Origin of the sequence: Ferroacidibacillus organovorans (assembly GCF_001642725.1) — a bacterium.
Classification (GTDB): domain Bacteria; phylum Bacillota; class Bacilli; order Alicyclobacillales; family SLC66; genus Ferroacidibacillus; species Ferroacidibacillus organovorans.
In genome coordinates this window covers 1-15,366 of the sequence record NZ_LSUQ01000062.1, presented here as the reverse complement: position 1 = coordinate 15,366, position 15,366 = coordinate 1, and the positions used below count along the sequence as shown (strand labels likewise).

The following is a 15,366-nucleotide window of genomic DNA, read 5'->3' as shown; positions in this document are numbered from 1 at the left end:
CGCACTCCGAACAGCCACCCTGACGAATCAGCGAGTGTTGGTGACACTCTGGGCACCAATCCCGCGCGATCTCGGCCGCCCGCAGCGACGAAAGCGGCGCTGCCGCGTGGTTGTGCGAAGCACCCTGTTCTGTCGCGTCATCACGACTTGTCGCCTGCGAGATACGGCGCAGCGGAAACGTCTCCGCGTGTTCAATCAGCGATTTCGCAATCGCATCAGGAACACTCGTGATGCGTCGTTCACCAAATCCAACCGAAGTCTGACCGCCAATTCCACTAAAGTGCTTGACGAGCACTGCCTCTTTCTCTGGATTTAGTGAATCCATCAAATAAAGGGTAATCGCCCGTCCGAGCGCTTCATTCGCTGCGTACACATCGGAGCCTGCTTTGCCGATGTTGACAAAGATTTCACGCGCGAAAGATGTCGTCTGATCGTCGTTGATCGTGATAAACGCAGTTCCAAGCGGCGTCTCTTTCTTGTACGTCGCGCCGTAGAGTACGTCAGGTCGCTTGCGGTTCTGGTAACCGACCAGACGCGCAGCATCTCCGCTGTCTACCACAGCGTCAACGTTGTCCAAATGGCCTGCCGCCACTTGGACCGTCGCATGCTCCCCTACCTCCTCCGTTGGATCGCTCAAAGAAAGCACTTGTTCCGAGCGCGACCCATCCCGATAAATCGTGACGCCCTTGCATCCCAGCTCATACGCCAAATCGTAGAGTTTTTTCGTATCTTCAATCGTATAGTCATTCGGCGCATTGCAAGTTTTTGAAATGCTGCTGTCAATCCACTTCTGAAGCGCCGCTTGTACGCGCACGTGCTCTTCTGGCGAGAGATCCATGGATGTCACGAAATAGTCGGGTAACCCCTCCACCGGCGCGTGAGCCGTGAGATACTCCTCCACGATCGTCGCCCGCTCTTCAAACATCCCAAGGCGCGAATTGCGGAAATAGGACCACGCGTAGTAAGGCTCACAACCGGTCGAACATCCGACCATCGTCCCGGTCGTACCCGTCGGCGCAATGGTCATCGTCGTGACATTGCGGACGCCGTACTGGCGAATCGCAGCCGTCACGTGGGGACGTTCTTCGGCCATCGTTTTCATATAACCCGACTGCAAAAATGCGTCCGCGTCAAACTTCGGGAAAGGCCCGTTCTCTTTCGCCAACTCCACAGATTCAAGATAACACCACTCCGCCATCATGCCCATCAGCACGTCGATGAGGTGAACGGATTCCTGTGAACCATACCGAACTCCGCAATAAAGGAGAAGATCGTGCAGCCCCATGATTCCGAGCCCAACGCGTCGCTCGCTCAATTGATTGACCCTGTTGTCTTCAAACGGATAATACGTCGCATCAATGACCGCATCCTGAAACCTAAGCCCTGTGCGCGTAATCTCCTCAAGCTCTTCCCATTTAATGTGATGAAGGAAAAAGTCTGCGCGCGTCTCGTCAAAATAGCGCGTGAGCCATCCGCGCAAATACGCCTCTTTTGCAGAATCGCGAAAAGTGACGCGTTTTGCTTCATCTTCAAAGCCCACGGCAAATTTACTGAGCACCACCGCGCCGAGATTACATATCCCAAACGCGGGAAGACCTTGCTCTCCGCACGGGTTTGTCGCAATGATTGGATTAAAGTAGTGCGAGTTTGACATGCGATTGTACCGTCCAAGAAAAACCACGCCAGGTTCCGCAGATTTCCACGCAGACGTCGTCAACTCATCCCACAGTTTCGCCGCTTCAATTCGCTCTGACGTGACAAGCAGTTCCTGGCGCGCTTCCCACGCGTCAAAATCCCCGTCAAACCGCGGCGCATCTTCCATGTCAGGATAGCCGAGATCCCACAGCGCGCCCGTCGCCTTGGCCTGCATAAACGCTTCAGAAATTCCGACGGAAATGTTTGCACCTGTGATGACCCCGTCAACCTGCTTGCAGCGAATGAACTTCAAGACATCTGCGTGACGGTCATTCAAAATAAGCATCAGCGCACCGCGGCGCGAGCCACCCTGCAGCGTCAACTGGCAGCCGACACTCATGATCTCCCCGACGCCAACCGGACCGAATCCCTGTCCAAAGACCTCATTCGCTTTGTCATAGAGCAGTCCCCACGAGTAGGCTCCTGAACTGCGGCCATTGACACCGCGCACATAGCTGTACCGCGGACGAAGCGTCGAGAGCAGCATGGTCACGCGCTTCTGACGGCTCATCGCTTCCCACATGTCTCCGAGTCGCTCGGCGATGGTTCCCCGGCTGTCTCCCGGTGTAATCACCGTGCCGAGCAAATCTTGAAGGATGAGCGCCCCACTCTCGACAATCGCGTCATACACCGCTTGCGCAGAGACCGTCTCGCCAGAGCGCACAGGGTAGCCCGCCGCAATCCACGCATCGATATCCCCGTCCCACGCGCTGTCATACGACTCGCAACTCGTGTCTGGAAACGTGTAGGTCCAGTTCATGTTTTCCTCGACGGCGCGCAAAAAAGACTTGGAAAGACGCACCGCCTTGGTGCTGTTCGGATAAAACTGCGTCAAAAATTCCATGAGATCTTCGTGCCAAACATCGATCGCGAGGATCAAATCACGCTTGCGCGAGCGAGCTTCTGTTGGGATGAGCGTCCCTGCGGGCGGCACCTGACTGAGGTTCATGCCAACGCCCCCAGAGCGCGCCTGAATCTCAAGCGTTTGCCCAAATGAACGCGCATAGTCGCGCAGATTATAACCTACATTAGGAATTACGAAACAGTTATAACTCGTCGTTTTGATCCCCGTTCCCATCGACGCGTTGATGCGCCCCCCGGGAACGTAGCGCCAGTGACTCTGCAACTCATAAAATTTTTCTTCATATGCACTCGGATCTGCCGTCGAAGAGGCGACGCCGCGCGCAATTCTGCGCCACATCTCGCGCGGAGCGGTCTCTTTCAAGACGTCAACATGATCAAACGCGAGTTCTTCACGATAGCCGTCGCGCAATTCGACCGTTACGGTCTTCGCGCGCTCGTCCATGGCGACAACGCGCGCCAATTCGTGATAAGAGCGCTTGCGATCGAGTACTGCGACGACAAGGCTACCCACGCTCAGCGTCTCTTTTTTAGCGTCTTTCAATAAATAGCGATCAGCGACGATGCGTTCCCCCGTCAGGGACAAACCATCTTCTTCGCCAAGCGGCAACATGGTCTGACTCACAAATGTTCATCCTCCGATTCCTGTTCTCCCGGCACCGCATGCTTTCCCTCGCCGGAAGTATGAAGTAATGCCAAAACCTCTTTTGCAAACGACTCCACGTCGCGAAACTCCCGATACACACTTGCGAAGCGAACATACGCCACGCCATCAAGCGCCTTGAGCGCATTCATGACGCGCTCCCCCACTTCGCACGAAGGAACCTCACGCTCAAACTCTGCGCGGATCACACGCTCCACGTCATCGACGAGTTGCTCCATTTGATCAAGCGTGATCGGTCTCTTCTCGCACGCTCGAACCACGCCGCGGCGCACCTTATCCCGGTTAAACTCTTCGCGCACGCGATCTTTCTTCACGACAATCAGCGGCGTCAACTCCACCCGCTCATAGGTCGTGAAGCGTTTTTGGCAAGAGACACACTCCCGGCGCCTGCGCACCCACGACTGTTCATCACTCACGCGAGAATCGACAACGCGCGAGTCATGCGCCTGACAATACGGGCACTTCACGAGATCACCCCATACCATATGTAGTGTAATAAGGATGTCCATGACCATTATATGCACAACATATAGTATCGTCAATAGAGTTTTATTTTCGCGCGCCAAAGACCGGAAGAAGCTCCGTCAGCGCTGAAATGGTTCGCGTTCCCCGCTCTGCACGCACGTGTGACACACCCGTCGTCACCCACACAGCCATAGCTCCAGCCTGTTTCGCGGCAGCCACATCCGTCTCTGCATTGTCCCCGACAATCAGCGTGTGTCTAGGTGCTACAGCGAGCCTGTCACACGCAGCAAGCACAAAGGTAGCTTGCGGTTTGCCCACCACCACCGCTCGTCGAGCTGTGCACGTCTCTAAAAAGGAGATCCCCGCGCCTGCTCCAGGCAGGAAGTGATCCCCGTGCGGTAACGCGCGATCCTGGTTCGTCGCGTAAAAGAGTACATCCGGACTCATAAGGTGCTGCATCGCTTGAGCAAAGCGCGCATAGGTGACCTCTCGGTCAAGCCCCACCGCAACTGCAGCCACAGGCTCATCGCGTCCGCCTTCGGTCAACACGCGAAAGCTGCGTCGACGGAGCGCGTCAACAAGACCTTCTTCACCAAGCGCATACACCGCAGAAGCATGCGGGAGAACGCCTGCAAGTGCGTCTGCAACGGCCAGTGAACTGGTGTAAACCTCGTTTTCCGAGGCGTTAAAGCCTAACCCTTGTAAATGAGTGACAACCTGCTCTGGCGTGCGCGTCGAATTATTTGTCCAATAGAGAAAGGGGATCTGAGCGTGCCGCAATTGCTCAATAAGCGCGATCGCGCCGGGCAATACGATATCCCCACGAAAAAGTGTTCCATCCAAATCAAGAAGAACACCCCGAATGTCCTGCCAATCAAACACAGTCACACCCCCTCTTCAAGCGACTCTGCGGCGGCGTTGAAATCCACGTGTGGCTCTGTGACACCAAGGCGATGGTTGACTGTGCGCGCCGTGATAAACAGCAAATCAGACAGCCGATTGAGATAGATTCCAATGTTCAAAGACACCTTTTGTTCACGAGATAATGTAACGACCAGTCGCTCCGCACGCCGTACAATCGTACGCGCATGGTGTAAGTGCGCCGCGGCAAGCGCACCGCCCGGCAAAATAAACTGTGTCAGAGGCGGAACTTGCGCGTCCAGGCGATCGATCACCCCCTCCAGGGTCGACACGTGGTCTGCTGTGACAAACGGCTCTCCCTGTTTGTCTTCTGGCGTCGCAAGATCGCGCCCGACATCGAACAGATCGCGCTGAATTCGCGCGACAATGCGCAAAAGATCGGCACACGATTCATCCTCACGCAATGCCTGTGCGGCGAGTCCCAACACACTGTTCGCTTCATCGAGTGTACCGTAGGTTTCTACACGCAGATCATCTTTAGCAATTCTGCGGCCGTAGATCAGGCTTGTTTCGCCCTTATCTCCCGTTTTCGTGTATAGTTTCATGAGTAGACCCTCCCTTGATTTGCATGACACAGGGGTACATTCTTGCACAAAAAAAGTTTGTAAAGAAAGTGGGTGAACACACTGGCACTCTCGTTCCAATCTCTCGAACTAAACGGCGCCAGTTCGCTCGAATCAACCGTCAATGTTCATCTCATGACAGATGGACGAAGTGCGCTGCTCTTTGATACGGGGTATGACGAACCCGCAAGCCTGCACACGCTCATCGCGTGGATCCGCGCAAAGAAAGTGACCATCCAAGGCATTCTCGTGACACATGCCCACAAAGACCACGCAGGCGGTCTGCTCACACTCGCTGAGACTTACTGCTGCAACGTGTACATTCACCCACTCGAGCGTCAGTCGATCGAGGACAAAGGAGTGTCTCTGCGCAAACGTCTTGCGGCGATTTCATGGCGTGACGTTTGCGCAGGTGACATGATTCACCTCAACGCATACCGTGTAGAAACCATAGAGACGCCGGGGCACACGCACGGTCACCTCGCCTGGTATGAGGCAACAACACAGACGCTTATCGCCGGAGACAACGCCACGTCTGCCGGAACTGTCTGGATTGGGCCACCCGACGGCCATCTCGCCCATTTTTATGAATCATTGACTCGACTGCATGCCTTATCTGCAAAAACCATACTCCCCGGTCACGGAGAGTCGATTGAGGCGACACCATCGTTTTTTGTGACGATGTTAAAGCGCCGCGAAGCGCGCAGTGAACAAATTCTCAATCAACTCATCCGTAAACCGCAAAGCGCGCATGAACTGGCTGCCACCCTTTACGGCTCAGCGATCGCAGGGAACCACATGTGGGCGGCACTCGCCACCGTGCGCGCCCATCTGAGCTACCTCTCAGAGAAAAATCTGATCGCGTGTCACTATGATCGCGCGAAAAAAGTGCTCATGTATCAAGCCAGCGGCATCTGAATGGATTTCACAAACTGATCAATCTCATCGCGATTCTCGACTTGTGCCTGCATCACGCCACCGTTAAAGAGGGCGTCGGCACTCAAAGAGGATAGTGTGCGCAATGCGTCACGCGTCGGAGGCGCGACGAGCCACGTCCCATTCTCCGCGTTTTGAAACGCTTCATCCGGTGTACACCACTGCGCTTCTTCAGCTTCTTCGACAGACAAGCAAAACTCGGTTCCGTGGGGGATACGCGCAATAAAAAAATGCGTGTCAAAACGATGTTTCATAACGTTTGGAGTAACTCGCCTCCCGAACCATAGGAGCGCTTGTTTCTCGAGTAAAATCCCCACTTCTTCCCTTGTTTCGCGAATGGCCGCATGCAAGAGTGCATCCATTTCATCGACCGATCCAAGCCCATCTTCCATCTCGACTCGCCCCCCAGGAAACACCCAAAATCCTGGTAAAACGCGAAGCTGACTCGGACGTTTGATCAAAAGGACACGAAACGGCTGTGCGTTCCACGCATCGACCAGAATGACCGTCGCAGCCAAGCGCGGCGCCTGGATATCATTCATCGATAACACTAAAATCACACCTCTCGCAGTAGTACCACCACTACCTTATGATCATATCATGACTCCTTCGCATAAATATGGACGTTCAACTAGGCCGTAGATTAAGATTCACACACAAAAAAACGGAAGCGAAGGTTCGCTCCCGTACACGTCACTCGGCACTCACTAAGCCTTTTTGTCTGCACCCGCCGTCGTCTGCTCCGTGCGTTGCACAAACGCCATGATCATCGAGACAAACAGCACCGAACCCGGAAACATCCACAGGTCAAACGCGCCAAATACACCGACAACCGATGCGATCACAAAACACCACGCGGCAAAGCGCGGCCGAAAAAGCGCCATAATCGAACCGAGTAGCGCCATGGCCGCCGCACCATAAACGATCACCGCCAACTTCTCATGTGTCGTTCCCGACGATGCGACATGAACGAGAAACGAACCCTGAACAATGAGACCCGTCATGACTGTAAGCAGCACACTAACGATACCAAACGCAAATGTTGCCCATTTCACAAGAAAGCCCCCTACGATTTTGACGAGACAAGCACATGCAGTAAGTTTTTAATAGTAGGCCCAGGAGGAAAGATCACAAACAGCATCAGATAAACAACTAAACCGGTGGCGGCAGACACCAACCAGAAAATAACCGTCCACGGACCAATGCGTCGATGCGTGGAAAAACGACTGCGCAAAGCGAGAACAATCGTAACCACACCCATGACAGCAGCAATCGTCGCCAGCATGACGTGAATCTGCAGAAAAATCTGGTACGGGACAGAAAGTGATTGTGGACCGCCGAAGGATGTATCCCCAATCGCCAATGTCGCCACTGCGTAACTGATAAAAAAGCCTGCCCCGAAAAGAGAGGATGTCATCATCAATTTGCGATGAACCTCGCGATTCTTCCTACGAATTTGACGCCATCCAAACAAAGCAATCACTGCACTGATAATCATCAGCATTTCATTGAATAATGCCCAATACGCTGCCAACTTTGTCACCCTCACTCTGCTCACTTGTCCACACAACTCTACCTGATCATACTGGGTAACGTTGCGCTTCGCAATGTCATCCGCGGTTCGCGCGCAGAGATTCATTATTATTCACAGAGCGTACGAGCAAATGTCCATCACCGCTGGCCTCTCCATACCACCAACACGCAACATACATCAGCGCAAGCAGCGGGGACATATTCAAATCAGTACCCATGCCGCCAAAGAAGCCAAAGTCTTGGCCAGCCCACCAAGAGAATGCCAACCATGCCATCGTGAGCGTTAAAAACACTTTGCGTGATCGCACGAACAATCCCATGACGCCAAGCATTAACATAATCATCGAGAAACCGACATTCCAAACGATTGGCGCCCTAAAAATAGCAGACGCAATGGATTCCAGGGATGAAGAAATAAATTGCGGTTGCGGCATATTCGAGAGCGTGGCGATGATTGAAAAAAGTCCGTTCGGACTATAGTAGCCATTTTTCGGGAGAAGCTCAGCAAGCGCAAGCACGATCCACATGATACTTAAACCCCGCAACGACCAGCGTGCAATGTGACCCTCCAACCAGTATTTCTTCGGAAGAATAAGAAACAAGGATAGCACGGAATAGATGAGTGCAGCGCCTGGTGTACCATTAAAATAACTGGGGTGCGAAAAGAGGTTCCCCATTCCTTCACCGAAGACCCAGATCGAAAGTGACCAGAGAAGAGACACGTAAACAGCGATCTTGCCCCAGAGACGACTGCGTCCCGTAAGCATAGCAACTCCAATTCCAACCTGAATGAGAACGGCACCAATATTGCTTGTGACGGTATTTTGATTCCAGAGATAAATCCCCAGATCCATGACAGCCTTGAGCCAACTCGGTTGCGCATTCGCGAGTGGTTGAAAAACGAGTTTCACAAAAAGCGGGAGCGCCATATCGGGCTGCGCTTGAAGCAGACCGTCGAGCAACCAGATCGCGCCGAGTCCATACCAGAGAATGTACCAACCCACTTGCAGACGGTGACGCGCTTGGAATACCTTATTTCCACCGCCAGGAATCAGCCGCAGCGGAACACGTCTGCCCCCTTTTAAAACTGTGGGGTTTTGCTTTAGATCCATTTCATCTGCTTGTTGCCCAACCCACTTAAAAATGAATGTCATGAATGAAACGGTAAAGATCGTAAAAAACAGGATCCATACCACAATCATCAAACTTGAATAATAGACGGATAAAATTTGCGTATTGTTTAAATCGTGCATGTCCATTCGGCAGCGCTCCTTTCTTCGTTTATTGCGTCAATGCAAGAGGATCCGAAGACAGTTACGAGGAAAAGAGCCCTCCTGCGAGACGCAAGAGGGCATTTTCACTACTCAGGATTTCTCAGGGGTGCGAAGACTCTCTTGGTAAGCCTCTTCGCGATCGAGATCTGCACGAATCGCCCAACGGCGAAGCGTGAGCAAAAGAGCCGACATGACGACTAACTGGAACAGCCAGAACGAGATATCCCACCAAAGGGGTGTTCCCGGACTGTCAGGGACATAGAAAGGAAAAGAAGGAAAAAATCCGCCCACGCCAATCCCTCCTTAAATAAAGTAGTAAACCACGTAGAGTACGACCCACATCAGTTGCAAGAAAATCCAAAACTTGAAGCTGGCGCCAATGCTGAAGCGGTTACTGTCATCAATGCCGACGCGGCTCGCTCTCATCTTTCCCGAAAGAAGTCCTACGAGCGACGCAATAAAGTAGATTACAAAGGCACCGATCGTAACAAGGTAACCTTCACCAAAACGGCCATCTGTCTGAAACGCGTGCATCCAGAATTGATAGCTCATCATAATGACGGCGATCCAGCCCAGTACCATCGTGAGAACACTCATGCGAGCAGACGCCTTGCTGTCAGAGCGATTGGTCGCCTGAATGCCCGCATATGCAGTGATCGCACTGATGATGAAAAGGATGGTAAACACAGCGCCTGTCGCCTGATCAAGGCCTGACGATACATAGGATCCCGAAAGAATGTAGCGCAGGTTAACCAACATCACAAATGGCACGATCTGACTCGCGATCAGAATCGTAAAACCGCCCCGCGATGTGTTTAATGCCATACGCTCCTCCGCGTTAAGCGTGCGTGAGGATTTAACGTGGCTTGACAAAATGACCCCTCCTTTACGATGTCGTCGCGACCCGTTTCCCGTCTGAAGGAATAATTACCGCAGGCTCATCGTTGTCATACGTGTAGGTGCTACTCACGATGCGCGGAATAACAGGAAAGCTTTCTTCTGCCGGAGGAGACGCTGTAATCCACTCCACAGATTTTGATTCCCAAGGGTTGCCTTCCGCTTTTTGGCCTGCGCGCCATGCCCACCAAATGTGCACCAGATGAAACAGGAAACCGAGACCGAGCAGGAAGGCAAAGATTGACGTCTCAAAGTTCATTGGCTGGAGGTACGAAGGGTAAACGGAAACCCAGCGGTTCATACCGTGTAATCCGAGTAGGAAAAACTGTGAGAACGTCAGGTTGAACGCAAGGAAGATCCAAATCGCACCAATCTTACCCAATCGCTCATTGTACATACGCCCGGACATTTTCGGAAGCCAGTAATACATTGCGGCGAGCCACGAGAACACCATACCGCCGATGATCGTATAGTGGAAGTGACCGACGACGAAGAATGTGTCATGCGCCTGCAGGTTGATGATCGGGTCGGCAAGGAACACGCCCGTCATTCCGCCAATCAAGAAGTTAAACATACTCATGAGGACGAGCAAGCTAACCGTATTGAACTTCAAACGGCCTCGCCAGAGCGTTCCGAGAGCCACCAGATACGCAAACCCAGTCGGAATCGAAATCATCTCTGTGAAGAAGGAGAACGGCATCATTTCAACGTTACGCATGTTCGTAAACATGTGGTGAGCCCAAACGAAACCGCTCAACATCATAACGAAAATCAGACCAATAACGCCCCACTGTCTAGCAAACAGCGGTTTCCTTGTCATGACAGGAATAATTTCCTGCCACAGCGCGAGCGCCGGAACGACGACGATATACACTTCTGGATGTCCAAACAGCCAGAAGAGTTCCATATAGGTCAAAGGACTCCCTGTCGCCGTGAAGAGCGGAAGCGGCACAAGTCGATTGACAAGACTCATGACGAACGTCAATTGAATCTCTGGCAGCCAGATGATGTTCAAAAGGCTAACCGTGGTGATCCCCCAAGCAAACATCGGCAAGCGACCCCACGTCATACCAGGCGCCCGTTTGAAGATCACTGTCGCAGTCAAGTTGATCGACACGAGCAGTGAGGATAGCGTCAAGGCAAAAACTCCGAGGTAGTAAAAGAGAATCCCTGACGGATCTTGCGACGCGAGCGGCTCGTATCCACGCCAGCCCGTCGACCAATAGCCGAGCAGTGGACTAAGCGCGACCGTCACAATGCCAAACGGTACAAGCAACACGCTGATCCCTGACATACGCGGGAATGCGCTCGTATTCGATCCGATCATCAGCGGAACCAAGTAGTTTCCAAGGCCCCCGACAAGAGCAACCGTACCGACGGAAAACATCATGATCGTTCCGTGAATGCCAACGGTTGTCAGGTACTGTTGTGGATAGTTAAAGAGCCACATGCTGTTATTCATCAGTTCAAGGCGCATCAACATGGCGGCTAACCCTGCGATAAAGAACCCACCTGCCGACGAACCGATGTACTGCAGACCGATCACTTTATGCTCCGTGCTATATTCAAAAAATCGTTTCCAGCCGGGAGCTGTGTAGAGTGTGCCGTGATGACCAAAGGCTGGAAGAACAGCGCCTTCCCACGCACCAACACCCAGCACCCAGCCGACCATCGCTGCAAACCAGCCGAACGTAATAGAGACTTGAGTAATGAACGGGTGTCCATACCGCGGATCTAAGACGTAGCTGATCAGTGTGTTAATGACTAAAAATCCGATTGCCGACCACAAGATGCCGCGAATGACAGGCGGCATTCGCTTCGATTTCACGACCTGTGGCACTGGCGAAATGTCAGGTCTCAGTTCGAGTGTGCTCATTCCTCAAACCCCCTTCTTAGGTCAACTTAACCATTTTGTTTTTTCTGTTGTGCGATCCACGTCGCAAAGTTCGATGAGGAGACGACATGTACAGGAGCCCACATGTAGGGATGGCCTGGACCGCAAACCTCTGCACACTGCACGCGAACCATCGGGTTCTTTTCAAAAGAAGTAATCACGTTTGGCGTCACATACATGAAACGCGTTTCGCCAGGAATGACGTCCTCTTTAATCCCGAACGCAGGGATCCACAGATCGTGAACCACGTCAAGGTTCGGATCATACGTATGGTTAGGATCATAGGAGCGAAGTACAAACTCCACTTTACGACCAACCGGAAGATAGAGATCGTTAAAACCGTTTGCATTCACCGTGTTGGTGACACCGTACTGCGGGTAGCTGAAATACCACTGCCACTGGCGCGCCACAACGTCGACGATCAACGTGTTTTGCTGGTTTGCAGGGTTTGCTTCTTGGAACATCATTTCGGCTGCCGATGCGGTCGGATGGATAAAAAATAGCACGTTCACACAAACCGATACGGTAACCCAGATCGAGATAAAGGTACGATTCGTCTTGAATGTCGCCGCTTTAACTTTGCGGTCACCATCTTTAGCCCGAAACCGAAAAGGAACAAAGAAGAGCATGAGAACAACAAACATGAAGATCGGCGTCAAGAAAATCATTAGAAAGATAGCAGCATGATTGCCCTCGATAGCCTGTGTGGAAGCCATATAGTAGTACATGTTATGACCCCACAAGCTGACGCCGATTTCGCCCAAAATCGTGAGAATAACCCACAAAATACCAAACAGGACAACGTCTGACATTCAGGTGTTCCTCCTTCCACTCCGTGATTGCTAGAATTAAAGCTAATTCACAAAATCAGGCCGGTAAAATATTAATCGTACCGCGCATTCCTGCAAGCCAGTGCATGTACCCTTGGACAAAACACGCGTAGTGCCAGATACCAGGTTTATTGGGAACTGTGAAGCTAAGTGTGATCTGTCCACCCGGTTTCATCGTTGGGCTAAAGCCACCATTGCCAGGCTGGGTTAATAGCCAAGGCGTGGGGTGTACGTCCGAGGAGATTTTCGCCTCATTCGTTACAAAGTTATCAATTCCTTGCGCCGCCGTAATCGTGACGGGCACACCCTTCCAAAAGTCTTCCGCAAACTGCGTGCGAATGGTCTGCAGCGCGGTGGGCATCGTATTGAAGCCGCGTCCAATCTGCATTTCATGGAAGTGTGTCGTACTCGTGTTATGAATGGTCATACTAATCTGATCGCCTACGCGCCAGGTCATGTAGTTTGGAATGTAAAAATAATCGCCCTGTAATACCGTGATCGGCCCTGACTCCGGTTGCTGGCCAAAAACGGAGCGAACGGCTGCCGCGACAGGTTCATTCAAAAACATCGCGCCGAGTCCAACCACCGTGAGTGCTCCCGTGCCAATCAAAAATTGGCGGCGACTCCAGTCCACTTCGACCTTTTTCTTTTCTTGCGGTTCCTCGTTTGCCACGCCCTAATCCTCCCATCGCTAAACCTATATTCGAAAGCGCTTTCTCAAGCTTCTTTTACGAAAGCGTAATGCTCGGTTGGGTCGCTGTAGAGGATACATTAAAGTGCGCCCACATTCCGAAATCAAACTGGCCGTGTCCTGTTACTCGATCCAACAGGTTGGCGAGTTGATAATTCCCTGGCTGACTCGCCGTAAATGTAAAACTCGTCGACTGACCAGGAATGACACCTGCTGATGCGTTGCCTTGAATTGCCGTAACGCTGTCTCCTGCACCCGGGAACGCGAGTTGGTCGTTCATCGTGTATACAGCGAGATCCATCGGGATACCACCGTCATTCACAAATTCGACCTTTACTTTGTACCCTACAGGTACAGTGACCGTCATTTGCCCCTGGGAGTACCCGTCGAGGTTCATCGAGTCGTTATTCGTATTCAATCCGCCAGCCAGATTCAACGTTACTGTCTTGGCACTTGAATTGAATGAAAGAATCGACGAAGCATTGCCATTGACGACACCACATCCTGCGAGCATGAAAGCACCCGCCATTGCAACCCCTATGAACAGACGCCGTTTTCTTGTCTGTTTCATCCATGACTCCCCTCACTTTCTTGGGAAATAAACATCTTCCCTCTCTTCAGACGAACTAACTATATCACATACCTGTAACACTTTCATCTATTCTATGAATAAACCGCAAGAAAACATGATGATTTTTCACCCAAACGACCGAATTCTTCATAACTTCAACGAAAATGTCATGAAAATGTATATTTTCTATGATCAGTTCATTTCCGATCTGTACCATCTGTATAAGTTCACTTTTTGAAACAGACAGGTTCAAAATGAACTCTGCATTCGTATTCTACTACCCTATTTAACCTGGTGTCCGATATGCATTCGAGTAGTGTTGTTATGCGGGAAGAAATCGGGTAGGAGGGAGCGGCTAGCTCCCGACCTCCCACACCACCGTACGTACCGTTCGGTATACGGCGGTTCATGTTGTGGAACGAAGTGCATCATATCGTTCAACCAAGCTCACAAGTCCTTGGTCATGCCAGTAGGCAAGACCAAGGACTTTGTTCATCTGAGGAGTCAAGGCCAACCGCCAGTATCCCTTACGGGAACCACTAATCATTCTGGCCCAATCCTCGGGTATGCCAAGTCCGACGAGTTTCCTTCGCTTCGTTTTTGGCTTCTTCCATTGCTTCAACAGGCACATCCGTAGTCTCCGGCGTACCCATTCATCCAAATTCGCGAATATACTCCTCGTTTCGGCCAGACGGTAATATCCACTCCACCCACGTAGATACGCATTGAGCTTTGCAGCGCGTGCCTCCATGGATTGACCCCGACTACGTTTCGTCAGATCTCGAACTCTGTCTTTGAAACGTTTGAGAGATTTCGGAGATACCCGGATTTTAGGCTGGCGATGCCACGTGAATGAGAAGCCAAGGAACTTTCTTTTCCACGGGCGATCTACCGCGCTCTTCTCCCTGTTCACCTTGAGCTTTAGTCGCTTTTCAACAAATTCAGTAACACTTTCCATCACCCGTTCTCCCGCGCGACGGCTCCGCACATAAATGTTACTGTCGTCCGCGTACCTTGCAAATCGATGTCCCCGGCGCATTAGCTCCTTGTCCAAGTCATCCAGCATGATGTTCGAAAGTAATGGACTCAGGGGACCTCCTTGCGGGGTTCCTTCCTCTGATACTACACACACTCCGCCAATCATGACGCCTGCTTGTAAATATTTTCGGATCAGTTTGAGCAGGTGTTTATCCGCGACCTTCCGTGCGACCCGCGCCATGAGCATGTCGTGGTTCACGCGGTCAAAGAACTGTGCCAAGTCCATGTCGACTACCCAGCGGTATCCCTGCGCAATGTAGCCCTGCGCTTGTTTGACCGCGTCATGGGCGCTGTACCCCGGACGAAAGCCATAACTGTACGGTGAGAATTCCGGGTCAAAGATAGGTGTGAGAACTTGCTGAATAGCCTGCTGGATCAGGCGATCTAGCACAGTGGGAATACCTAACAAACGCACGCCACCGTCTGGTTTCGGGATTTCGACTCGACGTACGGGCGATGGTTGATAGGTTCCCCGAAGGAGTTCACTACGGATGCGTTCCCAGTGTTGCGTCAAGAATGGACGAAGGGATTTT

16 protein-coding genes are annotated in these 15,366 nt (G+C 52.0%); 1 reads left to right on the top strand and 15 read right to left on the bottom strand.

What is annotated here, in order from left to right:
* From AYW79_RS13345 to AYW79_RS13330, 4 genes are all read right to left on the bottom strand, one after another.
* The coding region (locus tag AYW79_RS13345; RefSeq protein WP_067566880.1) for an adenosylcobalamin-dependent ribonucleoside-diphosphate reductase at positions 1-3,181 on the bottom strand (3,181 nt) is incomplete at its 3' end.
* Positions 3,178-3,687, bottom strand: coding sequence for a transcriptional regulator NrdR (nrdR, locus tag AYW79_RS13340; RefSeq protein ID WP_067566878.1), 510 nt, complete (start codon positions 3,685-3,687; stop codon positions 3,178-3,180). The genes AYW79_RS13345 and nrdR, both read right to left, overlap by 4 nt.
* An 82-nt stretch (positions 3,688-3,769) precedes the next feature.
* Positions 3,770-4,567, bottom strand: a complete 798-nt coding sequence (locus AYW79_RS13335) for an HAD-IIA family hydrolase (RefSeq protein ID WP_067566876.1) — start codon at positions 4,565-4,567, stop codon at positions 3,770-3,772.
* Between the two features lie 2 nt (positions 4,568-4,569).
* Positions 4,570-5,151, bottom strand: coding sequence for a cob(I)yrinic acid a,c-diamide adenosyltransferase (locus AYW79_RS13330; protein WP_067566874.1), 582 nt, complete (start codon positions 5,149-5,151; stop codon positions 4,570-4,572).
* A 72-nt stretch (positions 5,152-5,223) separates the two neighbouring features.
* Here AYW79_RS13330 and AYW79_RS13325 point away from each other — a divergent pair, with 72 nt between their 5' ends.
* Positions 5,224-6,087 carry an MBL fold metallo-hydrolase gene (locus tag AYW79_RS13325; RefSeq protein WP_067566872.1) on the top strand — a complete coding sequence of 288 codons (864 nt, stop codon included), beginning with the start codon at positions 5,224-5,226 and terminating at the stop codon, positions 6,085-6,087.
* On the opposite strand, the gene AYW79_RS13320 is transcribed toward AYW79_RS13325, so the two are convergent.
* The 11 genes from AYW79_RS13320 to ltrA form a co-directional block, all read right to left on the bottom strand.
* Entirely contained in the window at positions 6,069-6,647 is a 579-nt protein-coding gene (locus AYW79_RS13320; protein ID WP_231877795.1) for an NUDIX hydrolase, read from the bottom strand. The genes AYW79_RS13325 and AYW79_RS13320 overlap by 19 nt on opposite strands.
* Before the next feature lie 165 nt (positions 6,648-6,812).
* A complete protein-coding gene (locus AYW79_RS13315) occupies positions 6,813-7,160 on the bottom strand; it encodes a hypothetical protein (RefSeq protein ID WP_067566868.1) in 348 nt (115 codons plus the stop codon).
* 11 nt (positions 7,161-7,171) lie between these two features.
* The gene (locus tag AYW79_RS13310; protein WP_231884550.1) at positions 7,172-7,648 is read right to left on the bottom strand and encodes a DUF420 domain-containing protein; all 477 of its coding nucleotides are present in this window, start codon (positions 7,646-7,648) and stop codon (positions 7,172-7,174) included.
* Between the two features lie 67 nt (positions 7,649-7,715).
* Positions 7,716-8,897, bottom strand: coding sequence for a hypothetical protein (locus tag AYW79_RS13305; RefSeq protein WP_067566866.1), 1,182 nt, complete (start codon positions 8,895-8,897; stop codon positions 7,716-7,718).
* 105 nt (positions 8,898-9,002) lie between these two features.
* The gene (locus AYW79_RS13300) at positions 9,003-9,203 is read right to left on the bottom strand and encodes a hypothetical protein (RefSeq protein ID WP_067566864.1); all 201 of its coding nucleotides are present in this window, start codon (positions 9,201-9,203) and stop codon (positions 9,003-9,005) included.
* Between the two features lie 12 nt (positions 9,204-9,215).
* Positions 9,216-9,785, bottom strand: coding sequence for a cytochrome c oxidase subunit 3 (locus AYW79_RS13295; protein ID WP_067566862.1), 570 nt, complete (start codon positions 9,783-9,785; stop codon positions 9,216-9,218).
* Between the two features lie 13 nt (positions 9,786-9,798).
* A complete protein-coding gene (locus AYW79_RS13290; RefSeq protein ID WP_067566860.1) occupies positions 9,799-11,685 on the bottom strand; it encodes a cytochrome c oxidase subunit I in 1,887 nt (628 codons plus the stop codon).
* 26 nt (positions 11,686-11,711) lie between these two features.
* Positions 11,712-12,515, bottom strand: a complete 804-nt coding sequence (locus AYW79_RS13285) for a cytochrome c oxidase subunit II (RefSeq protein ID WP_067566858.1) — start codon at positions 12,513-12,515, stop codon at positions 11,712-11,714.
* 55 nt (positions 12,516-12,570) lie between these two features.
* Complete coding sequence (locus AYW79_RS13280; protein ID WP_067566856.1) at positions 12,571-13,206, bottom strand: cupredoxin domain-containing protein; 636 nt, start codon at positions 13,204-13,206, stop codon at positions 12,571-12,573.
* Between the two features lie 55 nt (positions 13,207-13,261).
* Positions 13,262-13,795 (bottom strand): sulfocyanin-like copper-binding protein, encoded by a 534-nt coding sequence (locus AYW79_RS13275; RefSeq protein ID WP_067566854.1) that lies wholly within the window; start codon positions 13,793-13,795, stop codon positions 13,262-13,264.
* 406 nt (positions 13,796-14,201) lie between these two features.
* A partial coding sequence (gene ltrA / locus AYW79_RS13270; RefSeq protein WP_067566852.1) for a group II intron reverse transcriptase/maturase occupies positions 14,202-15,366 on the bottom strand: 1,165 nt, incomplete at its 5' end.